Source organism: Xanthomonas pisi DSM 18956 (assembly GCF_001010415.1).
Lineage (GTDB): Bacteria > Pseudomonadota > Gammaproteobacteria > Xanthomonadales > Xanthomonadaceae > Xanthomonas > Xanthomonas pisi.
The window spans coordinates 13529-37692 of sequence record NZ_JPLE01000075.1 but is presented as its reverse complement, the minus strand read 5'-3'; the positions used below and the strand labels follow the sequence as shown (position 1 = coordinate 37692).

General features: G+C 66.8%; 26 protein-coding genes and 1 tRNA gene. 14 read left to right on the top strand and 13 right to left on the bottom strand.

Features of this window, described 5'->3' with window-relative positions; translation table 11 throughout:
- Nucleotides 1-20 precede the first annotated feature (20 nt).
- On the bottom strand, nt 21-782 hold the full coding sequence (locus tag Y887_RS15765; protein WP_046965247.1) for a M90 family metallopeptidase: 762 nt from the start codon (nt 780-782) through the stop codon (nt 21-23).
- Between the two features lie 8 nt (nt 783-790).
- On the bottom strand, nt 791-1105 hold the full coding sequence (locus tag Y887_RS15760) for a hypothetical protein (RefSeq protein WP_046965246.1): 315 nt from the start codon (nt 1103-1105) through the stop codon (nt 791-793).
- Nucleotides 1106-1195: 90 nt separating this feature from the next.
- Here Y887_RS15760 and birA point away from each other — a divergent pair, with 90 nt between their 5' ends.
- The 4 genes from birA to Y887_RS15740 all read left to right on the top strand — a co-directional run bounded on the left by birA (nt 1196) and on the right by Y887_RS15740 (nt 4084).
- Nucleotides 1196-2161, top strand: a complete 966-nt coding sequence (gene birA / locus Y887_RS15755) for a bifunctional biotin--[acetyl-CoA-carboxylase] ligase/biotin operon repressor BirA (RefSeq protein ID WP_046965245.1) — start codon at nt 1196-1198, stop codon at nt 2159-2161.
- The gene (locus tag Y887_RS15750) at nt 2158-2886 is read left to right on the top strand and encodes a type III pantothenate kinase (protein ID WP_046965244.1); all 729 of its coding nucleotides are present in this window, start codon (nt 2158-2160) and stop codon (nt 2884-2886) included. Before birA ends, Y887_RS15750 begins: the two co-directional genes overlap by 4 nt.
- Nucleotides 2887-3124: 238 nt before the next feature.
- Nucleotides 3125-3976, top strand: a complete 852-nt coding sequence (locus Y887_RS15745; RefSeq protein WP_046965243.1) for an SPOR domain-containing protein — start codon at nt 3125-3127, stop codon at nt 3974-3976.
- 32 nt (nt 3977-4008) lie between these two features.
- Nucleotides 4009-4084 (top strand) — tRNA-Thr (locus Y887_RS15740).
- A 579-nt stretch (nt 4085-4663) separates the two neighbouring features.
- Here the strand turns inward: Y887_RS15740 and tmk are convergent.
- The 5 genes from tmk to Y887_RS15715 all read right to left on the bottom strand — a co-directional run bounded on the left by tmk (nt 4664) and on the right by Y887_RS15715 (nt 8245).
- The gene (tmk, locus tag Y887_RS15735; protein ID WP_046965242.1) at nt 4664-5344 is read right to left on the bottom strand and encodes a dTMP kinase; all 681 of its coding nucleotides are present in this window, start codon (nt 5342-5344) and stop codon (nt 4664-4666) included.
- 470 nt (nt 5345-5814) lie between these two features.
- On the bottom strand, nt 5815-6354 hold the full coding sequence (locus Y887_RS15730; RefSeq protein WP_046965241.1) for a GTP-binding protein: 540 nt from the start codon (nt 6352-6354) through the stop codon (nt 5815-5817).
- Complete coding sequence (locus Y887_RS15725; protein ID WP_046965240.1) at nt 6351-7268, bottom strand: hypothetical protein; 918 nt, start codon at nt 7266-7268, stop codon at nt 6351-6353. The genes Y887_RS15730 and Y887_RS15725 overlap by 4 nt, the downstream gene beginning before the upstream one ends.
- A 94-nt stretch (nt 7269-7362) precedes the next feature.
- A complete protein-coding gene (locus Y887_RS15720; protein ID WP_046965239.1) occupies nt 7363-7722 on the bottom strand; it encodes a roadblock/LC7 domain-containing protein in 360 nt (119 codons plus the stop codon).
- A 70-nt stretch (nt 7723-7792) separates the two neighbouring features.
- Nucleotides 7793-8245: a roadblock/LC7 domain-containing protein gene (locus Y887_RS15715; protein ID WP_046965238.1), complete on the bottom strand. Its 453-nt coding sequence runs from the start codon at nt 8243-8245 to the stop codon at nt 7793-7795.
- Between the two features lie 319 nt (nt 8246-8564).
- On the opposite strand from Y887_RS15715, the gene rocF reads away from it, so the two are divergent.
- The 7 genes from rocF to Y887_RS15680 all read left to right on the top strand — a co-directional run bounded on the left by rocF (nt 8565) and on the right by Y887_RS15680 (nt 15056).
- Complete coding sequence (rocF, locus tag Y887_RS15710) at nt 8565-9488, top strand: arginase (protein WP_046965268.1); 924 nt, start codon at nt 8565-8567, stop codon at nt 9486-9488.
- A gap of 110 nt (nt 9489-9598) precedes the next feature.
- Complete coding sequence (locus Y887_RS15705; RefSeq protein ID WP_011348912.1) at nt 9599-9751, top strand: entericidin A/B family lipoprotein; 153 nt, start codon at nt 9599-9601, stop codon at nt 9749-9751.
- 78 nt (nt 9752-9829) lie between these two features.
- Nucleotides 9830-9964, top strand: coding sequence for an entericidin A/B family lipoprotein (locus Y887_RS15700; RefSeq protein ID WP_005989324.1), 135 nt, complete (start codon nt 9830-9832; stop codon nt 9962-9964).
- Between the two features lie 248 nt (nt 9965-10212).
- A complete protein-coding gene (locus tag Y887_RS15695) occupies nt 10213-10422 on the top strand; it encodes a CsbD family protein (protein ID WP_016904514.1) in 210 nt (69 codons plus the stop codon).
- Nucleotides 10423-10595: 173 nt separating this feature from the next.
- Nucleotides 10596-11885, top strand: a complete 1290-nt coding sequence (locus Y887_RS15690; RefSeq protein WP_046965237.1) for a tryptophan--tRNA ligase — start codon at nt 10596-10598, stop codon at nt 11883-11885.
- Nucleotides 11886-12079: 194 nt separating this feature from the next.
- Nucleotides 12080-13018 (top strand): MBL fold metallo-hydrolase, encoded by a 939-nt coding sequence (locus Y887_RS15685; RefSeq protein ID WP_046965236.1) that lies wholly within the window; start codon nt 12080-12082, stop codon nt 13016-13018.
- Nucleotides 13019-13403: 385 nt separating this feature from the next.
- Complete coding sequence (locus Y887_RS15680) at nt 13404-15056, top strand: M28 family metallopeptidase (protein ID WP_046965267.1); 1653 nt, start codon at nt 13404-13406, stop codon at nt 15054-15056.
- Nucleotides 15057-15167: 111 nt separating this feature from the next.
- Here the strand turns inward: Y887_RS15680 and Y887_RS15675 are convergent, their stop codons facing one another.
- Complete coding sequence (locus Y887_RS15675; RefSeq protein WP_046965235.1) at nt 15168-15596, bottom strand: Rap1a/Tai family immunity protein; 429 nt, start codon at nt 15594-15596, stop codon at nt 15168-15170.
- Between the two features lie 323 nt (nt 15597-15919).
- Between Y887_RS15675 and yedA the strand changes: the two genes are divergently transcribed.
- Complete coding sequence (gene yedA, locus Y887_RS15670; RefSeq protein ID WP_046965234.1) at nt 15920-16816, top strand: drug/metabolite exporter YedA; 897 nt, start codon at nt 15920-15922, stop codon at nt 16814-16816.
- Nucleotides 16813-17730 carry an EamA family transporter RarD gene (gene rarD, locus Y887_RS15665; protein WP_046965233.1) on the top strand — a complete coding sequence of 306 codons (918 nt, stop codon included), beginning with the start codon at nt 16813-16815 and terminating at the stop codon, nt 17728-17730. The genes yedA and rarD overlap by 4 nt, the downstream gene beginning before the upstream one ends.
- A gap of 49 nt (nt 17731-17779) precedes the next feature.
- Here the strand turns inward: rarD and Y887_RS15660 are convergent, their stop codons facing one another.
- The 4 genes from Y887_RS15660 to Y887_RS15645 form a co-directional block, all read right to left on the bottom strand.
- Nucleotides 17780-18895 (bottom strand): alpha/beta hydrolase family protein, encoded by a 1116-nt coding sequence (locus tag Y887_RS15660; protein WP_046965232.1) that lies wholly within the window; start codon nt 18893-18895, stop codon nt 17780-17782.
- 183 nt (nt 18896-19078) lie between these two features.
- Complete coding sequence (locus Y887_RS15655; RefSeq protein WP_084726066.1) at nt 19079-20404, bottom strand: ABC transporter permease; 1326 nt, start codon at nt 20402-20404, stop codon at nt 19079-19081.
- Nucleotides 20405-20411: 7 nt separating this feature from the next.
- Nucleotides 20412-21572: an ABC transporter permease gene (locus Y887_RS15650; RefSeq protein ID WP_046965230.1), complete on the bottom strand. Its 1161-nt coding sequence runs from the start codon at nt 21570-21572 to the stop codon at nt 20412-20414.
- Nucleotides 21573-21584: 12 nt separating this feature from the next.
- Nucleotides 21585-22274, bottom strand: coding sequence for an ABC transporter ATP-binding protein (locus Y887_RS15645; RefSeq protein ID WP_046965229.1), 690 nt, complete (start codon nt 22272-22274; stop codon nt 21585-21587).
- 59 nt (nt 22275-22333) lie between these two features.
- Between Y887_RS15645 and Y887_RS15640 the strand changes: the two genes are divergently transcribed.
- The gene (locus Y887_RS15640; protein ID WP_146093449.1) at nt 22334-22615 is read left to right on the top strand and encodes a hypothetical protein; all 282 of its coding nucleotides are present in this window, start codon (nt 22334-22336) and stop codon (nt 22613-22615) included.
- 33 nt (nt 22616-22648) lie between these two features.
- Here the strand turns inward: Y887_RS15640 and Y887_RS15635 are convergent, their stop codons facing one another.
- Nucleotides 22649-23893 carry an efflux RND transporter periplasmic adaptor subunit gene (locus Y887_RS15635; RefSeq protein WP_046965227.1) on the bottom strand — a complete coding sequence of 415 codons (1245 nt, stop codon included), beginning with the start codon at nt 23891-23893 and terminating at the stop codon, nt 22649-22651.
- Between the last annotated feature and the right edge of the window lie 271 nt (nt 23894-24164).

Sequence of the window (24164 nt, the reverse complement as noted above, 5' to 3'; positions counted from 1 at the left end):
GCAACCATCATGCGGCGCCATCAACCTTGCGTCTGCGTCTGCAACGCGAACGGCGACGGCCCGTACACATTGGTCAGATGCACGGCGACCTCCGGCATCCATCGCTGCAGCACCTGCGGCGCCGAGAAGTGATATTCGCTGACCACCGCGAAGAACTCTTCCGGTGCCTCGGCTGCGTACGGATCGATCTCGGTGTCTTCGCCTGCCTCCACGCGCTGACAGAACGCAACGTAGGCCTGCTGGAAATCGCGCGCCCAGCGGCGCTGCGCCTGGCGTGGCAACGGCGGCGTGCCGTCGAGCGCGCCATCCAGCGCATCGAGCTTGTGCGCCATCTCGTGCACGATCACGTTGAAGCCGGCGCGTGGGTCGTGCAGGTCTTCCTGCACATCGGCCCAGCTGACGATCAATGGCCCCTGCTCCCATGCTTCGCCGATCAGGGTGTCGTCCCAGGTATGCACGACGCCGGCCGCATCCATGTGGGTGCGCTGCACTCGGAAGGCGTCCGGATAGACGATCAGCTGCGACCAGCCGCGCCATCCCGCTGCGCCGATTTCCAGCAACGGCAGGCAGCAGGTGGCAGCCAGCAGGACATGATCGTGCGGCTGCAGCTGCAATCCAGCGACCGGCGAAATGGTCTTTTGATCCAGGAACTGCGCGGTGAGCGCACGCAGACGTTGCTGGCGCTGTGCATCGAGCGCGGCGATCCAGGCGCAGCGCTCACACACCGGTTGCCAGAGCGCGTCAGGAACGTCGAGCGGCGGCCGGCGTAGCCAGCGCGTCAACCACTGGATCAGCGGAACATGCCCGGCAGAAAGCTGTGCCAGCGCGGCATCATGCGCATGCGCGGGAACAGGGCATCTCCATCGCTGCCACCACCGCCGGTTGCCGGTGCCGGCTTGTGCTGCGGCGCGCGTGCCGGTGGTGCCGGTTCGCCATTGGGCGTTCTGCCGCGTGCGGCCGAGTTGGTGCTGACGCAGCTCTCATGATCGCCGTCGATCAACTGGTCCGATGCCAGGGCGGCAAGCGGAGCCAACAAGAACAGCAGGCAAACCGTGAGTCGGCGCATCGTCCACATCCAGGGCAAGCGGCGTGAGTCGCCGATCATAACGCGCTTTTCACTCCCTCACGCAAGCCGCGCTGGGCGGCTGCGAAGGCTTGGCGCATACTTTCACGGATCGATTTGGGAACCGTTGCCGTGGACGACCGCGCGTTGCTGGCCAAACTTGCAAGCGGCCGGCTGTCCGGCGATGCGCTGGCGCGCGATGCCGGGTTGACCCGTGCCGCGGTGTGGAAGCGCATCCAGAACCTGCGCGCGGCCGGTGTCGACATCGACGGACGGGCAGGCGATGGCTACCGCCTGGCCACGCCGTTGGACCTGCTGGACGCGGTACGTATCCGTGCCGCCATGGCGGCCGATGCGGCAGCGGGCCTGGCCGCGCTGGAGCTGGCCTGGACCCTGGAATCCACCAACACCACGTTGCTGGCACGCCCGCCACCCGAGCGCGGGGTGTCTGTGTTGCTGGCCGAGCGCCAGACCGGCGGGCGCGGTCGACGCGGTCGTCAGTGGACCTCGCCGCTGGCCGCGCACATTTATCTATCGGCATCGCGCCGTTTCGGTGGCGGGTTGGGCCAGCTCGCCGGGCTGAGCCTGGCGGTAGGCGTGGCCGTGGCCGAAGCCCTGCGCGGGTGCGGGTTTGCCGATGTCGGTCTGAAGTGGCCCAACGACCTGCTGGCGCGCGGACGCAAGCTGGGCGGGCTGCTGATCGAAGGCGGTGGCGAGATGGCCGGCAACGCGCGTGCGGTGATCGGGCTGGGCTTGAACGTGCACATGCCGCCAGCGGCTGCCGCCGGCATCGACCAGCCCTGGGTGGATCTGGATACCCTGGCGGGCCGTGCGGTGGCGCGCGATACGGTGGTTGCCGCGGTGTTGTCGGCGTTGTTGCCGGCACTGGACCTGTTCGAGGCGCAGGGGCTGGCGCCGTTTCTGGACCGGTATGCGGCGCTGGATGTGCTGAGCGGGTGCTCCGTGCAGGTCGAGGAAGCCGGCACCCTGCATCACGGTATCGCGCTCGGCCTGGCCGCCGACGGTGCATTGCGGGTGCAACTGGGCGAAACGGTGCGCCTGTTCCACTCCGGAGAAGTCAGTGTGAGACCTGCATGAGCGAGTGGTTGTTCGACCTGGGGAATTCGCGTTTCAAATACGCACCGCTGCGCGGCAGCCGCGCCGGCGATGTGCAGGCGTGGGCGCACGGCGCCGAAGCGATGGATGCGGCCGCGCTGTCGGCGCTGCCGTCCGGGCGCATTGCGCACGTGGCCAGCGTGGCGGCGCCCGCATTGACGCAGCGGATGATCGCCTGCCTGCAGGAGCGCTTCGAGCAGGTACGCATCGTGCGGACCATGGCCGAATGCGCCGGCATCCGCATTGCCTATGCCGACCCGGGCCGCTTCGGGGTGGATCGGTTTCTGGCCTTGCTGGGCGCACGGGGCGATGCGCCGGTGCTGGTGGCCGGGGTGGGCACCGCCCTGACCATCGATGTGCTCGGTGCCGATGGGCAGCACCATGGCGGGCGGATCGCTGCCTCGCCGACCACCATGCGCGAGGCGCTGCATGCGCGTGCGGTGCAATTGCCGGCCAGCGGCGGAGCCTATGTCGAGCTGGCCAACGACACCGACGACGCGCTGGCCTCCGGCTGCGATGGCGCGGCGGTGGCGCTGATCGAGCGCAGCCTGCAGCACGCACAGCGTCGCCTGGGCATGCCGGTGCGGCTGCTGGTGCATGGCGGCGGCGCGCCCCCGCTGCTGCCGTTGTTGCCCGATGCCAGCTTCCGCGCGGCCTTGGTACTGGACGGACTGGCGACCTGGGCGATGCATTCGTCCTCGCCGTAAAGCGCTGCCTTGTGCAGGTTGGACAGGCCACCCGTGGTCCGCATGGATATCCTGCGGTGGCGGCCTGGCCGGCTGCTTGGCGCGCCGGCGTCGCAGCCCTACGCACAGCTGCGCGTTGCTGCCGGCCGCCGCAAGGGGGGCAGTGGCGCACCGAGCGTGCGTTGCGCGCATGCTGCAGTCGCGGCACCGGACGCTTCGCACTCGCCCCAAGCCACATGACACGCTCTAAACTCGGCGCATGTACGTACGCGCGCTCATCGTTGTCCTGATCATCCTCAATGCCGGGGTGGCACTGTGGTGGGCGTTGCAGCCACCGCCAGCGCCGCCGGCCGCGCCGCCGCAGCCGTCCGGGGTTGCCCGATTGGACCTGCTGCCGATGTTGCCGACCAGGGCGACAGCAGCGGCGCCGCGTCCCGAAGCGGCGACCGCCGCAACGCCGGATGCCGCTGCAGCGGCTGATTCCACTGTGCCGGCCGCTGCGGCGACGGCAGCGCCGGCGCCTGTGCCAACGCCGGCGGTGGCACAGACCGCCCCGCGTGCTGCCGACGCGGCAGCGGCAGCGACCGGCGCTACCAGATCTGTTGACGAAAGCACCGCCCTCGCCAAGCCGGCTCCAGCGCCGACACCGCCGGCCGCCCCGGAGCGCTGCGTCAGCGTGGGGCCGTATGCGGCGCGCAGCGAAGCCGATGCCGCACTGGCGCGTATTCGCGGCCAGGCCAGCCGCGCCGGCGTGCGCGAGGATACCGACGCCGGGGTCAGCACGTTCCGGGTGATGTTGCCCAACGTGGGCGACCGCGCCGCGGCGCAGGCCCTGGTCAAGCGCATTGCGGCCGCCGGCATCGGCGACTACTACGTGATTGCGCAGGGCGAGGACAACACGGTTGCGCTGGGGCAGTATCAAAGCCGCGAGCGCGCCGAGCGACGCCAGGCCAGTCTGGTCAGTGCAGGCTTTCCGGCGCAGTTGGTGCCCAGCGGCAGCGGTCAATCGCGTTGGTGGATCGATGTGCGCAGCACAGCGGCAGCCGCGGCCTTGCAGAGCGCTGCAGGTGCAACGCGTCAACGATCGCTAGATTGCGCCGCGCTGCGCTAGAATGCGCACCGGCGCGCAATGCGCCCACCAGTGCCGGCATAGCTCAGTTGGTAGAGCAACCGCCTTGTAAGCGGTAGGTCCCCAGTTCGAATCCGGGTGCCGGCACCATCTTGGACACTCCCATCAAGCTTTCGGTCGCGGGTGCTGCTGGCACGCTCGCTGCGTCGTGTCTGTTTCATGCGGGAGCGTGCGCGTGCCCGTGAGCAGCTCGACCTTCGCGTTGAATGCCTGGCGGTGGCGTCGATGTCGTCGCATGCGGTTCCCGCACCCAATATCTAGTCCGGCCAGAACAGACGCGGCGCGCGTTTCGCTACTTTTCGTAAGGGCAGTATCGAGCGGACGAGGTCGTGGCGCGCCGGCGGCCAGGCCCATTCGCAAGACATCTGCGTGCGGCGACGTCGCCATGACATCGGCTTGCGTTCCGGTGACATCGACGTGGCTTGCGTGCCCATGCCCTCACCCCAACCCCGCTCCCGGCGGGAGAGGGGCTTGGTCATGGGAGGGCGTTATCGGTGTTGCGTTCTGGTGACATCGACGTGGCTTGCGTGCCCGTACCCTCATCCCAACCCCGCTCCTGGCGGGAGAGGGGCTCGGTCATGGGAGGGCGTTATCGATGTGAGGCGTGGATGTTGCGTCGGCGTGTCTGGTCGGATCGCCAGAGCACGCGACATCTCCCCGGCGTGGCGATCAGGCCGGGCGGCCGGTCGACAGCAGGTCCAGCGCGGCCTTGCCGGCGTCTGCATGCGCGTCGTTGCTCAGGCGCTCGGCCAGGGCGGCAATGACGATGGTCAGCGCCTGGCGCAGCACGCTATCGGCGTCGGCGCTGGCGTCCACCACCTGTTTGCCGGGCAATTGCAGCCCGTTGAAGATCGCGCGGCAGCGTTCCAGGTTGTCCTGGGTTTCGAAGTGGTTGGGCGCGTCGCCGCGGGCGCGGATGCGGGCCAGGCCGGTGGGCGGCGGCAGGTCGAGCAGCAGCAGGACGTCCGGGCGCGGGGCGAAGGCGTTGCGCTCCAGCAACGCGTCCAGCGGCAAGCCGGCAGCGCCCTGGTAGGCCACCATCGACGGGAAGTAGCGGTCCAGGATCACGATCTCGCCACGTGCCAGCGCCGGCGCGATCAAGGTGTCGACGTGTTCGTGGCGGTCGCGGATCAGCAACTCGGCTTCTTCGTCGGCGCTGAGGCGGCCGGTGGCGGCGGATTGCCGCAACTGCGTGCCCCAGGGGCCGTTGGTCGGCTCCTTGCTGGAGACCACGCGTGCGCCAGCTGTCTGCAAGGCGGCCGCCAGGCTGCGCGCAAGCGTGGTCTTGCCGGCGCCGTCGATGCCTTCGATCGCGATCAATAGCCCGCCGGGCTTCAGTTCGATTGTCATCGCGCTACTTTATCTGATCGTGGCAATGCAGCAGTAGCCGGCGATCTGGCAGGGGCGGTCACCAGGCAGTTGCGGCGGGCGTTGGAGCGAGCACGGCACCGCAAGCGGGTGCGCGATGACCTCGACCAGGCATGCGCACGTTGGGCAGGCCGGCGGCGATGACGGCACACCGTTGGCATGCAGCAGTCGTCGCCGTCGCTATTGCCGATGCTGTATCACGGGTATGTCTTGCGCGATGTCGGGAATGTCCCGATGTCCCGGCCTCTGTCCGCTCGGCATACTGAATAAGTCAGACGCAGCGCTCATTCGTAGTACGACCGAGTCGCGTTTCTGGCTTCAAGGAAGAAGGACGCGTCGCCGCCACCCTAGAGGCGGCATCCCCCGCGTGACGCCCGCTCAGGCCCGTCGTGACCGGATTCCTTGTTTATTCTTGCGCGCTTCACCGCCAGCCCGCAGCCGCGCCCCGGCGATCAGCTTGCCGAGGTATAGCGATAGGACAGCAGCGATTTCACCAGGAAGGTGATCTGGGTGGCAGAGCGCGCATCCACGCGCATCACCGGAATACGAAAGCCTTCGGCTGCCAGCGCATCGCGAAATGGTGGTAGCAGAAAGTCCTCGACCTCGTCGGTCATGGTGATGCCCACGGCCAGGCTGGCGTCCGGTGCGATCTGCGAGAACTCACCCAGCAGCGCCAGGGTGGCCTGCAGCATCTGCGGGTCGCGCGCATTGGTCAGCACGATCACGCCCAGTGCGCCGTCGCAGACCAGCGGCCACATGAAATCCAGATATTTCTGCCCAGGCACGCCGTAGACGTGCAGCAATTCGCCGTCTTCCAGCTCGATGGAGCTGTAGTCCAGCGCGACCGTGGTGTACGTCTTGTCGCCGTAGGCATCCTGGCTGAGCGGCATTTCGGTGCTGACCGGCTCCACGTCGGAAATGGCGCGCACCGCGGTGGTCTTGCCGGCGCCCATGCCACCAACGAACACCAGTTTGTTGGCTGGAAGACTCATGACTGCGCCTGAGAAAGAGAGAGGCCAAACCGACGTGCGACCCAGGAAAAGAACCGGGAATTGCTGCTGTCCGGACGACGCGGCGTTGATGGCACGGGAATCTCCGCAGTCTGGGCAAGGCCGCTGGCAAGTGCGGCGGCGAACAGGCATTCCACCGTCTGCAGCGGCAGCTTGCAAGCATTGGCCAGCGCCTGCGGGCGCCACGGGCGCGCATGCAGATGGGCAATGGCCAGCAGGTGCGCAGGCGAACTGGTCTCTGCGCTGAGCTCCGGCCACTGCCGTAGCTGCAACGCATGGCTGGGTTCCACTGCCGGCAGCGCGGGGCGCAGGTGCTCGGGCAAGGCGAAATACAGCGCTTCGAAGGAGAGGTGTTGCGTCAGTGCGGCATCGGCGTCGTCGGCCACGCGCTGCCAACCGGGCCGGTCCAGCGCGGCCACGAGCTCGGGCAGCGACACGCCGGCTGGCAGGTGCATGCAGCGACTGGATGGATCCACGCGCACCTGCAGGCGCGCATGCCGCAGCAGCACCGGGCTTGCGCCGAACTCGCCGCGGCAATGGCGCAGCAGCAGCGCCGGTTCGGCGACCTGCGCGGTATGTGGCGAGGACAGCAGCAGACGCATCTGCTCGTTGAGTTCGCGCACGGTGGCACCGTGCTTGAGCCACGCGCCGGCGACAGGCGTGCGCGAAACCACCAACACGCGCACCGGCTGGCCTTGCAATGCCTGCCATGCGGCCAGGCCGTCGGCCGTTTCCAGGCCCAGCACCACCACGTCGGCCGCATGCTGCGGCCACTCGCCCAGCTGCACGTCGATGCGCTCGGCAAGCAGCAGCGAGCACGCCAGTTTCAGGCGCGTGGTGTGCAGCAGATCCAGGCCGGCCGTGGCGACCCGCATGGCGTGAATGAGTGTGGTCATGGGAGGGCGCCGTCGGGGCGCAACAGAACGGCAACGCCTGCCGGTCCGCACCGGCAGGCAGGCTCGGCGACGCGGATGCGCCGCCGGTCAGGCATCAACCGAAATCCAGGGTCTTTTCGAATGCCTTGAGCTCGTGGCGTGCCATGGCCAGATTGGCCTTGGCGCGGTCCAGCACGACATACAGAAACAGCGTGCCGTTGCTTTCGAGCGGACGCAGCAGGTGATACTGGCGCGACAGCGTGATCAGGATGTCTTCGATCGTGTCGTGCAGACCGAGCTGCTCGGCGATGCGGCGCTTGGCACGCACCACTTCGGTGTTGCCGGCCGCAGCCAGCTCCAGGTTGAGTTCGGTACCGCCGGTCATGCCCAGGGCCATGCCGCTGTCGCTGTCGACCAGCGCGGCGCCGACAAAACCGGCGAGTGAATGCAGTTGTTCCAGATTGAGTTTCGACATCGGTGGTCCCCTTCCAAACGGTGAGAAAGAAATCGGTGCGCTCGTGCAAGCACGAACAATGCCAACGGCATCAGCCGGCTGGTTGCGCCAGTGCAGTGGCCAGGCGGCCTGCGCAATCGCGCGCGTTGAACAGCAGTGCGGCGGCATTGAGGTCGGCGCCGCCCACGGCGGTCAGCGTCAGCGGTTTGTCGGCACGGATGCGGATCAGCACCAGCTGCCCGCCACGCGTGCTGATGGTGGCGTAATCGGCCTCGCTCAGGCTCGACTCGCGCGCCAGCGTCTCGCCCAAGGTCAGGAACGAATTGGCCATCGCGGCCAGGCGGCGCCCGTCCACACCCAGGCTGGATTGCTCGGTGATGGCGCGGCCATCGGCGGTAGACAGCATCAACAGCCGGATGCCCGGCTCGCGCTCGATGGTCTGCGCGAATTCGCGCCCGATCCGGTGCAGGTCGTACTGATGCGACGCCCGCGCGACCTCGCCCACGGCAGCCTTGACGACCTGGTTGACGGCGTTATGCGGCATGAAACTCCCCTGTTGCTGATGGCCCGAGCGCGTACGTCATGTGTGTCCTGCGCTGGCCGGCGCACCATACCATCGAGGTATTGGAGCGCAGTCACACCAGCCTCAGGCGCTTAACTGGGCGGTCAGACAAGCAGAATGTGCAAAGTCCAGCGCGCCACAAACTGCCGTGGCACGTCACTGTAGCGGCGCGTCGAGGCAGATCTAAACCCGTTCGTTGTGTCTGCAGACAGATGCAATCCGCATGCCGTGCTGCGCTGCCGCGCGTCACTGCGCGGGCGCGCCACTAGACTGCACGGCTTTATCGATGCTGGAGCAATACATGGCAACGCAGTACGTGCCGGTTTCCCTGATTGGCGTTCCCACCGACATCGGTGCTGGCCACCGCGGCGCACGGATGGGGCCGGAGGCGCTGCGCATCGCCGGCTTGCAGGAGGCCTTGATCGGCCGTGGCGTAGAGGTGCGCGACCTGGGCAACCTGGACGGTCCGCGCAATCCCTGGCAGGCGCCGCAGGCCGGTTACCGGCATCTGGACGAGGTGGTCGCCTGGAACCAGGCACTGATGGACGCCAGCTACGCCGAGCTGCAGGCCGGACGCATGCCGATCATGCTGGGCGGCGACCACTGCCTGGGCATCGGTTCGATCACCGCGGTGGCCAGGTACTGCCGCGAGCAGGGGCGCCCGCTGCGCGTGCTATGGCTGGACGCGCACTCGGATTTCAACACCAGCGACGTGACCCCGTCCGGCAATGTGCACGGCATGCCGGTGGCCTGCCTGTGCGGGCTGGGCCCGCAGGCGCTGACGCATCTGGGCGGCAGTGCGCCGGCGCTGCTGCCCGAACAGGTCCGGCAGATCGGCATCCGCTCGGTGGACCCGGAAGAAAAACGCCTGATCAAGCAGCACCGCATCGACGTCTATGACATGCGTTACATCGACGAAGCCGGGATGAAGCGCACCATGGAAGCCGCGCTGCAGGGCATGAGCGCCGACACCCACCTGCACGTGAGCTTCGACGTGGATTTCCTGGACCCCAGCATCGCGCCGGGCGTGGGCACCACGGTGCCGGGTGGCCCCAACTACCGGGAGGCGCAGCTGGTGATGGAGATGATTGCCGACACCGGGCGAATGGGCTCGCTGGATATCGTCGAGCTCAATCCGGTACTGGACAACCGCAATGCCACCGCCGAGCTGGCAGTGGATCTGGTCGAAAGCCTGTTCGGCAAGTCGACCCTGATGCGAGATTGATCCAGCGCTGAACGCGGCAGGCCCTCGTTCACATCAAATCCACGTCCGCGCAGTCAGATTTGGCGCCAAGCGAGGTGCGTTGGCACCGGGCGCAGACCGAGGAAGAGCTGATGAAGCGACTGCTGACACTGATGGTGCTGGGCCTGTTTTCGGCCGGCGTGATGACTGGCTGCAACACCGTGGCCGGCGCCGGCAAGGACATGCAGGGCGCAGGCGACAAGGTCGAAAAGACGGCCGAAAAATGCAGCGACGGTAAGTGCTGATTCGTCACCGTCGCGTGGCACGTGTTTGATGTGATTGATCTGCGGCAACACGCCGCTTTACCCACGAAGGAGTTTGCTATGAAGCGTGCAATTGTGCTGCTGGTGCTGTCGATGTTCTCGGTCGCGATGCTGTCGGGTTGCAACACCGTCGCAGGTGCTGGCAAAGACGTGCAGGGCGCCGGCGAGAAGGTGGAAGACGCAGCGCGTAAGTGATCTGACGCCGCATGCAGCAAAAAACGGGCCGCAAGGCCCGTTTTTTTTTGTCCGGCATCGGCGCGCTTCGGCCGATGTGCAGCGCAGGGCCGCAGTACGCCCCGCGTACCGGCCGATGCAGCAAAGCCACTTCACGCGCCTGTTCAGTGCGGTGATCGCCCGCTTGACACCTCTTGATGCACAACAAACGCCGGCGTGGGCAACCTGTCGGCACGGTCAATCGCGGCCGCATCAGCGGAGTCAACGCAATGAACACTGACATCATTTCCGGCAAGTGGACCCAGCTCAAAGGCAAGGCACAGGCCAAGTGGGGCGACCTCACCGACGACGATTTCAAGGTTGCCGAAGGCAATGCAGAATACCTGCAGGGCAAGCTGCAGGAGCGCTATGGCTGGGACCGCGACCGCGCCCAGACCGAGGTCCGCGCGTTCGAAAAGTCGCTGCGCGACGACACCTGATCGACGGGCATTCTCGCTCCCACAAGGCTGAGCGAGCGTGCCCAGTCCCGATACACGCGGCGGGCCGCCATGTGCGGCCCGTTGCGCGTCTGGCAGGGAGGCCGTCGGTGATGATGGGATGGGCAGCACGCGGAACCGTTAAACTTGCGCGCTGACTCCCTGGCATTACGCAGATGACCACTCGCGTTCTCACCGGTATTACCACCTCCGGCACCCCGCACCTTGGCAACTACGTCGGCGCGATCCGCCCGGCCATCCAGGCCAGCGCCGGCGACGACGCGGAGAGCTTCTACTTCCTGGCCGACCTGCACAGCCTGATCAAGGCGCAGGACCCGGCGCGCACGCAGCGCTCCACGCTGGAAATCGCCGCCAGCTGGCTGGCCTGCGGCCTGGACCCGGACAAGGTCTGGTTCTATCGCCAGTCCGATGTGCCCGAGACCACCGAGTTGATGTGGCTGCTCACCTGCGTGGCCGGCAAGGGCATCCTCAATCGCGCCCATGCCTACAAGGCGGCGGTGGACAAGAATCGCACCGACGGCGAGGACGACGATGCAGGCGTGAGCGCCGGCTTGTTCATGTACCCGGTGCTGATGGCGGCAGATATCCTGATCTTCAACGCGCACAAGGTGCCGGTGGGGCGCGATCAGATCCAGCACATCGAGATGGCACGCGATTTTGCCCAGCGCTTCAATCATGTGTATGGCCGCGACTTTTTCACCTTGCCCGATGCGGTGATCGACGAGCAGGTGTCCACCTTGCCGGGCCTGGATGGCCGCAAGATGAGCAAGAGCTACGGCAACACGATTCCGCTGTTCGCCCCGCGCGAGGAGCTGCGCAAGCTGGTGTTCTCCATCCTGACCGATTCGCGCGCGCCCGGCGAAGCCAAGGACACCCAGGGGTCGGCATTGTTCCAGCTGTACCAGGCCTTTGCCACGCCGCAGGAAACGGCGGCCTTTGCGCAGGCCTTCGCCGACGGCATCGGCTGGGGCGACGCCAAGCAACAGCTGTTCGAGCGGATCGACCAGGAGATCGCGCCGCTGCGCACGCGTTACGAAGCATTGATGGCCGAGCCGGCCAAGATCGAAGCGATTCTGCGCGCCGGCGGTGCACGCCTGCGTGCGCGCTATGCCACGCCACTGCTGGCCGAGCTGCGCAATGCGGTGGGTCTGCGCGATCTATCCGATCAGGCCGGTCCTGCGGCCGCGCAGGCGGGCGAGAAGATCGCCTTGCCGGTGTTCAAGCAATACCGCGACAACGATGGCCAGTTCTATTTCAAGTTGAACGATGGGGCCGGTGCACTGCTGTTGCAGAGCGACGGTTTTGCCTCGCCGCGCGATGCAGGGCAGTTGATCGCACGGTTGAAACAGGCCGCGCAGGCCAGCGATCTGCAGCTGCCGGGCGTGCATGCGCAGGTGCCTGTCGATGCGATTCTTGCGGCGATCCGGGTGTTGCGCGACGCGTGATCCAGGCGCGCGCGCATGGGACGGCGGCAGCCTTGCACGCTGATTGCATCCGCGTGCGGCGCCGAGGTCGATCACGTCGCCTGTCAGGTGGTTGAATCCCTTGCGTTAACGCATCGTTGCCTGGAACCGTCGGCACACCGCGCACGCATTGCTTGCGCCTACACTGCGGCTGTCTTCATCGTCACGGAGCAGGAATGACAGCATCGGCCGATTCCAGCATCCACACCATCGACACCGGCTTTGGCGGCGTGCAGTTCGACGCGGCGTATCTGATTGTCGAGGCGCAACGCGGAGCGTTTGTCGATTGCGGGACCTCGCTGTCGGTGCCGCACATGTTGGCGGCAGTGCAGGGCGCCGGACTGACGCCTGCGCAGGTGGAGTGGTTGATTCTGACCCATGTGCACCTGGATCACGCCGGCGGTGCCGGTGCCTTGCTGCAGCATCTGCCCAACGCGCGCGTGCTGGTGCATCCACGCGGTGCGCCGCATCTGATCGACCCCGCACGCCTGATTGCCGGTGCTACCGCGGTGTATGGCGAGGCGGAAATGGCGCGCAGTTACGGCGAGATCGTGCCGGTGCCGGCCGGGCGCGTGGTGGAGGCGGTGGATGGTCAATCGGTGCTGCTGGGCGAGCGCGCGCTGCGCACGATCGATACGCCCGGGCATGCGCGCCATCATCTATGCGTGTGGGACGCGCGCAGTCGCAGCTGGTTCACCGGCGACACGTTCGGGCTGTCGTATCGCCAGCTCGATAGCGCGCAAGGCGCCTTCATCCTGCCGACGTCCTCGCCGGTGCAGTTCGAGCCGGATGCGATGCTGCAGTCGATCGCCCGCTTGATGGAGGCTGCGCCGCAGGCGATGTATCTCACCCATTACGGCCGGGTCACCGCGCCCGAGCCGCTGGCGCGCGCATTGACGCAGCAGATCCATGCGATGACCGAGATTGCGCTGGGCTGCGCAGCACGTGCGGACCGTCACCGCTGCATGGTGGCGGCGTTGACCGAGTTGTATCTGGAGCGCGCGCGTCAACATGGTTGCCGCTTGGACGATGCGGCGGTGGAGCAGTTGCTGGCCATCGATATCGAACTCAATGCGCAAGGGTTGGAATGCTGGCTGGACCGTGCGTCGCGCTGAGTGCTTTGGGTCGATCGTGGAGGATGGGGTGACGAGCGAGGCATGCGCGCGCGATTGATCGGCCAGCGCACGCACCGGGCGCAATGCAGGCCACGTTGCATGCGTCGCCTGGCGATACGGTGCCTGCCTGCCGGGTGCATGGCTGGATGGTGATGTGGTCTGCTCCGGCACGAGAATGCAGGCGGGCCTGAGCGATCTGCGTCGCAAGAGGCGGCCATGCACTCGCATGCGCGACCTGCTCGATACGGCCAGGCGGGGCCCCGGGCTGCGAGACATCGGGCAACCGCAGCGAATGAGCGTCTTGCCACCGCATTGCGTTCCGTCATGGCCGCGCGCTTGTAAACTACGTGTCATCTATCCGTTGCAAGGCCTTGCCGTGAACCCGATGCGCATCCTGTTGTTGTCCGCCTGCCTGTTCGTGGGAGGTGTGGCGCAGGCCGCCAACGATCTGCCGGGTGGCGGCATCGATGCCGAGGCGTTGTCGCGGCACGTGCGTCTGCTGGCATCGGATGAATTCGAAGGCCGTGCGCCGGCCAGCGCCGGCGAGCAGCGCACCGTCGATTATCTGGTCGAGCAGTTCAAGGCCGCGGGCGTGCAGCCGGGTGGCGAGCAGGGCGGTTGGACCCAGGCCGTGCCGCTGGTCCGTGCGCAGGTGGATGGCCCGGTCAATGCCACGTTGCGTGTCGCCGGCAAGACGCAGACGTTGGTCAACGGCACCGATGTGACCTTGCAGAGCCTGCGGCCGATCGACAAGGTGGCGCTGAAGCATGCGCCGCTGGTGTTCGTCGGCTACGGCATCAGCGCGCCGGAGCGGCAGTGGGACGATTACAAGGGCGTGGACCTGCGCGGCAAGATCGCCGTGGTGCTGATCAACGATGCCGACTTCGACACCGCACAGCCGGGTGCGTTCGACGGCAAGGCGGTCACCTACTACGGCCGTTGGACCTACAAGTACGAAGAAGCCGCGCGCCGCGGCGCCGCCGGTGTGCTGATCGTGCACGAGACCGCGCCGGCCGCGTATGGCTGGGCCACGGTGCAGAGCTCGGGCCTGTCGCCGCTGTTCGATATCGAACGCAGCGATGCCGATGCCCGCGCGCAGCACGTGCCGGTGCGCGGCTGGATGCAGCGGACGCTGGCAACGTCGCTGTTCAAGCAGGCCGGGCTGGATTTCGAACAGGCCAGGCAGCGCGCGCAGCAGCGCGACTTCGTACCGATGCCGCTGGGCGATGCCACGTTGTCGGTGGACTTCAAGCTCAAGCGCGAACGCGTGGTGACGCATAACGTGGTGGCCAAGCTCACCGGCAGCCAGCATCCGGACGAGACGGTGATCTTCTCCGCACACTGGGATGCATTCGGGATCGGCAAGGCCGATGCGAGCGGCGACACGGTGCGACGCGGTGCGGTGGACAACGCCACCGGCGTGGCCAGCGTGCTGGAACTGGCGCGGGTGTTCGCCGCCGGCCCCAAGCCGCAGCGCACGCTGTACTTCATTGCATTGACCGCCGAAGAAAAGGGTTTGCTCGGGGCCAACTATTACGCCGCCCATCCGCTGGCGCCGTTGGACAAGACCGTGGCGGTACTCAACATGGAGATGTTCAGCCCGGATGGCCCGACGCACGATATCGCGTCGTGGGGCCGCGGCCGCGTGTCGCTGGAAGGCGATCTGGAACAGGCGGCCAAGGCGCGCGATCGCAGCTATTCGCCGGACCCGAATCTGGAAGCGGGCTTCTTCTACCGCGCCGACCATTTCGCCTTCGCGCGCATGGGCGTGCCGGCGATCACTGCAGGCCCGGGCCTGGACATGCTCAAGGGCGGCGTCAAGGCGGGCAAGGCATTGCGCGATAACTACTTTGCCGACTGCTACCACCAGCCCTGCGACCGCTGGACTCCGCAGTGGGATGCCACCGGGCATGCGGCCGATACCACGCTGGTCTACGACGTGGGCGTGGCGCTGGCCAACGGCCGGCAGTGGCCGAGCTGGCAGGATGGTTCGGAGTTCAAGGCCATCCGCGCCAGGAGCGATGCCGCGCGCAAGTAAGGCCTGACGGGTGCAATGCCCGGCGCGGTTTTACCGGCCGGGCATTGCATGGTCATCGCTGGCCGTGCGCGCCGCCTGCAATGGCCCGGGCGGGGTGCATCGGCTGCGGTTTTACGTTTTGCGTTTGCCACATGGATAGCGCTTGCGCAGTGCCTCGATGATCAGGCCGGGAGCCGCCTCGTCCAGGCGCGCATCGGGGAGCGCGACAAGGTCGGCGAAGATCACCTGCAGGTCCGGCAGCTCAGCCTGGCCCGCAGGCAGGCACCATTGCGTGCGATAGCTGGTGCTGGCCACGCCGAGCACATAGGCGCCGGCGCGACTGGCCGACACCATGACCTTGAGTTCGGGCTGGTTCGGCGCGTCGATCTCCGGCGCCAGCGAGCCGTCCAGCCCGGCCTCGATCAATTTGCGTCCACTGAGCTCCCACGGCTCGAGCGTACGTGCCGCTGCAGTGGTGGACAAGACGGTCAGGGCGGCCATGGCCAGCCAGGGAAGGCGACGCTGCATCTGCGCTCCGGCACGAGGGGTGTGCTGCACCATAGCGCGCGCAGCGGGCAAGGGCATGTGGAGCGATCAGCACACGACTGTGCGACCAGCAGACGGACGCGGTCGCTGCCCTGCATCGGCATCTTCCAAGGGGCGGCTGCGCTTGTCGTGCATGCTCGACGCCGCGCCTTGCACCGGCTCTTGCATCGCGTCCAGACAGACGCCGCCGTTGCGCATCATCGGCACACCCCCGCAGCCATGATGCTGCCGCGCATCGTGCATGCGCCTGAGGCGTGCCTGGCGGGTGTCGTCAGCCGCCGTTGTGCCTGGGCAGGTGCTCTAGAATGCAGGCTTCCGCTGCACTTGGCTTTGTTCCGATGTCTTCCTCTCACGACGCTGCCGCGCCTGCGCGCAGTGGCTTGGTCGCTGTTGCGTTGCTGCTGGTCTATGTGGTCTGGGGCTCGACCTATCTGGCGATCCGGTTTGCCCTGGAAGGCGGCGCGCAGCCGCTGACGATGGTGTCCGGCGCGCGCTTCATCATCGCCGGCAGCGTGCTCTACAGCGTGCTGCGCTGGCGGGGCGTGGCGGCGCCGACGCGTGCGCAATGGAAGAACGTGGCCTTGATGGGCGCCGCGTTGCTGCTGCTGGGCAATGGCATGGTGGTGCTGGCAGAGCGCAGCGTGTCCTCGGGCCTGGCCGCCACGGCGGTGGCGTCGGTGCCGCTGTGGATGGCGCTATTCGGCGCGTTGCGCGGACAGCACGCCAGCGGCGGCGAATGGCTGGGCATCGTGATCGGATTTGTGGGCGTGGTGTGGCTCAACGCCGGCAGCAGCCTGACCGCAACGCCGGGAGGATTGGTGTTGCTGCTGATCGCGCCGATCGGCTGGGCATTCGGCTCGGTGTGGTCGCGCGGACGCGATCTGCCGTCGCCCTTCATGACCGCCGCCGGGCAGATGCTGTGCGGCGGCGTGTTGCTGGTGAGCACCGGCCTGCTGATCGGCGAGCGCCCGCATGCCTGGCCAACGCCGCATGGACTGATGGCCGTGGCGTATCTGTGCGTGTTCGGCTCGATCGTGGCGTTCACTGCCTACGTGTGGCTGCTGCATCACGTGCGCCCGGCGCTGGCGGGCAGCTATGCCTACGTCAATCCGGTGATTGCGGTGGCGCTGGGGGCGTGGCTGGGACATGAGCGTTTCACCGCGCACGACATCGGCGCGATGGCAGTGATTCTGGGTGGCGTGCTGGTGGTCACCCTGGCCAGGGCGCGACGATGAGCGTGTCTGTGCCGGTGTCGGCGGTGGAAGCGCGGCGCGGTCTGTTGATGACCGCCGCGAGCTTTGTGATCTGGGGCCTGGTGCCGTTGTATTGGCACCTGCTCAAGGTGGTGCCGTCGCTGCAGATCATTGCGCACCGCATCGTGTGGAGCGCGGTGCTGGTGGTGGCATGGCTGGTGGCGACCTCGGGCTTGCGTTGGTGGCGCACGATCGCCGCGCAGCCGCGCGCGTTGTGGATGCTGGCCGCCAGCAGCGTGGCGATCGCCTTCAATTGGGGCCTGTATATCTGGGCCATCAACGCCGGGCATGTGATCGAAGCCAGCCTGGGCTACTTCATCAATCCATTGCTGAGCGTCTTGCTGGGCGTGCTGGTGCTGAAAGAGCGCCTGCGCGGCATCCAGTGGCTGGCCGTGGCGTGCGCCGCCATCGGCGTGCTGTGGCTGACCATCGATGCCGGTGCGCCGCCGTGGATCGCGCTGGGGCTGGCGGTCTCGTTCGGCCTTTACGGGTTGCTGCGCAAGCTGGTGGCGGTGGACCCGGTGGCCGGCCTGGGCGTGGAAAGCGTGTATCTGTTCGTGCCGGCACTGGTGCTGGCGGCATGGGGCGAGCAGGGCCACGGCGGCGCGTTCTTCAGCGGCTGGGAGTTGCGGACCGATCTGTTGCTGATCTTCGGCGGCGTGGTGACCGCTGTGCCGCTGATCGGGTTTGCCTACGGCGTGCGGCGCATCCCGCTGTCGCTGGTGGGCATCCTGCAGTACATCGGGCCGAGCCTGCAGTTGTTGCTGGGCGTGTGGTTCTTCCATGAGCCGTTCGACCAGGGGCGTGCGATCGGATTCGCTGCGATCTGGATCGGGCTGCTGTTATTCGTCGGCGATAGCGTGCTGCGCGCGCGGCAGCCGGTGGCGGGGCGCTGAGCGCCTGCCAGGCGGCGTGCTGTGTGCAGGACGTAAGCCGGTGCGGCGATCAGCTACTTGGCACCGGTACCGGCATTGCAACCGCCAGCGTGGAGGTCGGCAGTGCCTGCGGGGCAGGGCAGGCGCCCGGGCCTTGTTGAACCTGCGCCAGCCAGTGGTCGATCGGTGCGCCGAGCAGGTCCAGCCGCAACGGCAGGCTCAGATGATTTTCGCCGGGCAACTCCACGTAATGCGCACGCGCATTGGCCAGCGCCAGGGTGCGACCATGCGCCACCGGAATGTGCTGATCGGCATCGCCATGCAGCAGCAGTACGCAGCTGCGCGTGTCGGCCAGCGCCTGCGCCACATCGACGTGGTCCAGATCCAGCTTGAGCTGGGTGTCGGCGGCGGCGATCACCGCATCGAGATTCTGGTCGGCATACCGCCAGCGCGCATACGCCGCCACCGCGTGCCCGCGCCAGCCGCTGGGCTGGCTGGTCAGCAGATGCGGCACCATGTCGCGGATGCCGCGCCCGGCATTGGCGAAGGATTCCATCGCCACCACGCCGGCCACGCGCGGCCCAAGCTTGTCGGCAGTGAACAGCGCGGTGGCCGCGCCGTAGGAAATGCCGAACAGATACAGCGGCCCGCGGATTTCGCCGCGCGGTTGCAGTGCGTTGATGACATCGATCACGTCGTCGGACTCGCGCGTGCCGTAGCCCGACGGCCCGCCGCCGGAATGGCCGTGGTTGCGCAGATCGATGGTGATCACCCGGTAGCCGGCCTGTGCCAGTTGCAGCGACCACGGCAACAGCGAATCGCCGTCCATCATCCAGCCGTGCAGCAACACCACGGTGCCACGCGGCGCTGGCGGCGGCACGTGGGGCACGCTGAAGCTGAAGTCCACATCCAGCGCATGCGCCGGGTCGCTGCGCTGGCCCAGGTAGCGGTAGCGCATGGCGTACTGGCCCGGATCGATCGCACGCCAGAAGATCGGCACCTGGTCGCGCGTGGTCACGTGGCCGCTGCGGCTGGGTACCGTGGCGATGGTGGCGGCGATGCGTTCTTCGTCCAGCAACGGCGACACGCCACCGGGCGCGACCAGGCGCTCGCTGAGCGAGGTGGAGGACGAAGAACAGCCGGCCAGCCACAGGCAGGCGCAGGCCAGCAGAAACAGGCGCGTCATGGCAGTACATCGTTGGATCAAACGGCCGGGCAGGCTACGGCCTGCCCGGCCCGCGCATCTACCTCACTGCGGTGACAAAATCATGACAGCCTGCAATCTATTCAGCAGCAGCGCATGTGCCCTGCTTTGGCTGTCACGATTCCCCACTCCCCATTCCCCATTCCCGGCGGGCCACGGCCCGCGCTACACCTCCCGCAATGCCGTGGTGATCGGCAAGCGCGCCGCCCGCAGTGCCGGGAACAGTCCGCCCACCAGGCCAATGCCCAGCGCCCACTTCAAGCCGCTCCACAGCAGCTCCGGCGACACCTTGAACTGGAACACCACCTGGCTGAAGTTGTTGCCCAGCGTGGACACGGTATAGCCGTTGAACACCGCCCAGGCGATCAATCCGCCCAGCAACCCGCCCAGCAGTGCCAGCAACATGGTTTCCAGCATCAGTGCCATGATCACCGGCGTGCCGCGGAACCCGATCGCGCGCATCGTGGCGATTTCGCGCGCACGCGTGGCCACTGCCGCATACATGGTGTTGAGCGCGCCGAACACCGCGCCCACCGCCATGATCGCGCCGATCACCGTGCCCAGGATGCTGATCAACTTGTTCAAGCCGCCGCCCTGCTTGCCGTAGTACGCGCGGGTGGTTTCCACATCCAGCTTGAGCCGCGGGTCGGCCGCCATGGCTGTCTTGAACTGATCGAAGCCGGCCTTGCCGGCGGTACGCACGGTGATCGACTGATACGCGCGGCGGTTGTAGGTGGTGGCCAGCGTCTGCGCATCGGTCCACATCTCCGAGTCGTGCGCATCGCCGGAGGCGAACACGCCCACCACCGTCCATTGCTGGCTGCCCAGGGTCAGCGTCTTGCCCAGCTCCAGGCCGCGGAACTGGTTCAACGCGCCCTTGCCGACCACCATCTCGCGCAGGCCGGTGGTGAAGCGGCGGCCCTGCACGATCTTGACCTTGTCGTGCACGCCCCACGCCTGCTCGCCCACGCCACGCAATTGCGCGTTGACGTCGGTGCCATCGGAGCGCGAGGCGATATTGACCACCTGCGACAACTCCGGCGATACCATCGGGCGCCCATTGGCATCGGCGGCAATGCCGGGCAGGCTGCCGATCAGCGGCACCAGGTCGCGGGTGATCACCGAGTTGGTCTCCGCCTGCGAGCCGCCACGCAGCACAATCGCGGTGGTGTCGTCGCCGGTGCTGTTGAGCGTGGCCTGGAAGCCCTGGCCCATCGCCAGCATCGCCACCAGCACACCGACCACGCCGGCAATGCCGACCACGATCACCGACGTCGAGCCCCAGCGTTGCGGCAGGCTGGCGATACCGATGCGTGCGGCCGCCAGCGACAGGCGGCCCGTGCGCGTGACCGCCAGCCACACCGCCAGCAGCACCGCGATCGGCAGCAACCACATCCACGGCAGCGCGATCCACAGCCCCAGGCCGAGCGCCAGCAGCACGATGGACAACACGATGACGCCACGATCTTTCCATTTGCGTTGCATGTGCATGCTCCTGTCAGCGGCCGGCGAGGGCATCGACGATCTTCAAGCGCTGCGCGCGTAACGCCGGCAGCACACCCACCACGATGCCGATGCCGGCCATCAACCCGAACGCCACCAGCCAGGTCTGCAGCGGCACGGTCTGGGTGGGCATCAGCCCGCCGCTGCGCGCGGACACCGCAGGGATGACCAAGGCTGCCAGGCCCATGCCGATCAGGCCGCCCAGGCCGATCAACAACACCGATTCGATCATCACCAGGCTCAGCACCGTGCGATCCTGAAAGCCCAGCGTCTTGAGCGTGGCCAGTTCCGGAATCCGTTCGCGTACCGCTTGGGCCATGGTGTTGCCGGTCAGCAGCAGCAAGGTGAAGAACACCGCGGCCATGATCGAGGTGACGATCAGGCCGATATCGGCGAACTGCTTGACGAAGGCCTGCTGAAACGCCGATTCGGTTTGCGATTTGGTTTCGTGATCCGAGTTGGCCGACAACGCGTCGATCGCCTGCGCCACGCGCGAGGCCTGGTCGGGGTTGCTCAGGGTCACCGTCAACCAGCTCACCTGGTTCTTGATGTAGTCGTTGGATTCGTCGAAGTATTTCCAGTTCATCATCAATTGGCGTTCCTGATTGGCCGCCACGGTGCGGTCTTTCACACGAAAGATGCCGACCAGTTGCAACGGCCAGTCGTTGCTGCCGCCGCGCGGGAAGATGGTGGCCTGCAACGGGATGGTGTCGCCGATCTTCCAGCCGAATTCCTTGGCCAGGGTTTCGCCGACCACAGCGCCCGTACGCGTGGTCTGGAATGCCTTGAGCTGATCCTTGGGCAATGCGTATTCGCTGTAGATGTCGAAAAAGTTCGGCGCCACCGAAAAGTTGGCGAAGAAGTTCTTCGGGTCGCGATAGATGCCGCCGAACCACATCGCCGAGGTCACATCGCGTACGCCCGGCACGCTGCGCACCTGCGCTTCCAGTCGGATCGGTAGCGACTGGGTGATCGACAGGCGCGAGGCCACCACCAGGCGGTCGACGCCGCTGACGCTGCCGCCGGAGTTGAAGGCCACGCGTACCGAATCCAGCATGCCGAACAATAAAAACGCAGCCACCACCGACAACAAGGTCAGCAAGGTCCGGGTCTTGCTGCGGAACAACTGCGCCCACACCAGCGAGAAATACTTCATGGCAGCGCTCCCTTAGAGCGCGAGTGGCGCGTCGGCCAGCTCGCCCTTGTCCAGATGGATGGTGTGGGTGGCGTATTCGGCAGCCTTGGGGTCGTGGGTGACCATGACGATGGTCTTGCCGTGTTCGCGGTTGAGTTCCTGCAGCAGGCGCAGGATTTCTTCGGCGTTGTGGCGGTCCAGATCGCCGGTGGGCTCGTCGCAGATCAGAAAGGTCGGGTCGGACACGATGGCGCGGGCAATCGCCACGCGCTGCTGTTGGCCGCCGGACAACTCGCTGGGCTTGTGGTTGCGGCGTTCCTGCAGGCCGACCAGGGTCAGGGCGATCTCCGCATTGCGCTTGCGCTGGCCGGCATTGAGCGAGGTCAACAGCAGCGGCAATTCCACATTCTTTTGCGCGGTGAGCATCGGCATCAGGTTGTAGAACTGGAACACGAAGCCGACGTGGTGACTGCGCCAGGTGGCGAGCTGCCCACCACTCATGCGGTCGATACGCTCGCCCTCGATTTCGATCTCGCCTCCGCTGGGGTTGTCCAGCCCGCCGATCAGGTTGAGCAAGGTGGTCTTGCCCGAACCGGACGGGCCCATCAGCGCAACGAAATCGCCCGCGGCGATGTCCAGATCGATGCCGTGCAGCACCTGCACCTGCTCCGGGCCGCGTTGGTAGGTCTTGGTGATGTTGCGCAAGCTGACGAGAGCGGTCATGACGACTCCTGGCGATGCAATGGGATGGGGAAGCGGTGCGGCAGAGCGACTGCGACTGCATGAGCGGCGATGCGATGCACGACGACGGTGAAGCGATCAAGCGGCAGCGTGTGACTGGGCGATGCGTGCGAGGCGAGTCAACCGGATCGCTGCGCGCAGTGCTCCGGCAGATCCCTGCGTTTCATGCTGTCTGCGGCGCTTTCAAGCAGCATGTAACGAACGGCCTGGAGCGGATGGGATGGATCGCACTGCGCGCTCTGACGACGATGTTTCATTGCAATAGGCGCATCCCGATGCAGCGTGATGGGAGCAACACCGATACCGCGCGCTGCAAGCGATGACGCGGACCGGCGCTGTGCTTGCCGGGCCAGTGGCTACTGCGCGGCGTCGGTATCTGCTTCGGCCACGGTGTCGCCATCCTTCAATGCCGCTGGCGGGTCGAGCACCACACTGTCGCCGGCACGCAATCCGGACACCACCTGGCGGTCTTCGCCCATCGTCATGCCGGTGGTGACGGCGCGCTCGCTGACCGCGTTGCGCTCGCCGACCACGAAGGCCACCGTGCGCGTATCGCGTTCGACCAGCGCCGCTGCCGGTACGCGCACGCCTTGCGGCTTGGCGGCTTCCTGCGGCCTGGCCTGCTCCAGAAAGCTCACCCGCACGCCCATTTCCGGCACGATGCGCGGATCCTTGACCTTGAGCGCCACGCGCACCTTCACCGTCGCCTTGCCGCGGTCTGCGGTGGGGATGATGGCGATCACCTCGCCAGGAATCTTCCATTCCGGGTACGCGTTGAGCACCGTCTCCACCGGCATCTTCGGCTGCACCCGGCCGATATACGACTCGCCCACTTCCACTTCGATTTCCAGCGATTCCATGTCCACGATGGTGCCGATGCCGGTGCGGGTGAAGCCGCCACCGGCAGATAGCGGCGAGACGATTTCGCCCGGTTGCGCCGCCTTGGCGGTGACCACCCCGGCAAACGGCGCGCGCACCACGTTGAAGTCCGAGCGGATGCCGGCAATGGCCAGCTGGTCCGATGCCACCTGCACGTTGCGCTGCGCGTTCTGCAACTGCGCGCGCAATGCGTCGCGTTGCGCGATGGCCTGTTCGTACTGCGAGCGCGACACCAGTTGTGCCCCCACCAGCGATTGCAGGCGTGTGGCATCGGCGTTGGCCACGGCCAGTTGCGCCTGCATGTTGTCGACCTGGCTGCGCGCGGCCGACAACTGCGATGCAGACAGCGTGCGCTGTGCGTCGGCATCCAATGGGTCGAGCGTGGCCATCACCTGGCCCTGTTCGACGCGCATGCCTTCTTCGATCATCACCTCGCGCACCTTGCCGGTCACCTGCGCCGACACCGTGGCCATGCGCCGCGCCACCACGTAGCCCGAGGCATCCAGCACCGAGGCGCTGCTGCCGCCGGCACTGATCGCCACTACCGGCGCGGTCTTCACCTTCAGCACGGGTGTGCGCGTGAACCACCAGACGGCCGCCGCCAGCACGATGACCACGACGATGGCGGCAATGATCCAGCCGGTGCGGCGCGCTGGCGGTGGCGTGGCAGGACGCTGGCGGTCGATGCGGAGTTGCTTGAGCAGATCGGCGGAGGTGTTCATCGATAACCAGGACAGGAGGCTGCGCAGAATGTGACCGCCTGCAGGGCGCGCCGCAAGCTGCCGGAAGTCACCAACTGCAGCGAGGCGACCAACGGTCAGCGGGTGCGGGGCACTGCAAGGTGCTGCGCAGCATGCGACCGGCCGGCCGCCGCGACCAGTGACAGCTGTCACCTGCATGCCATGACAGGCGCGACTGTGTGTGGTCGACGCGAGCGCGCACGCTTGCAGCACTGCCCGACTGTCAGGACCTGCATGCGCTGCTTGTGCCGAT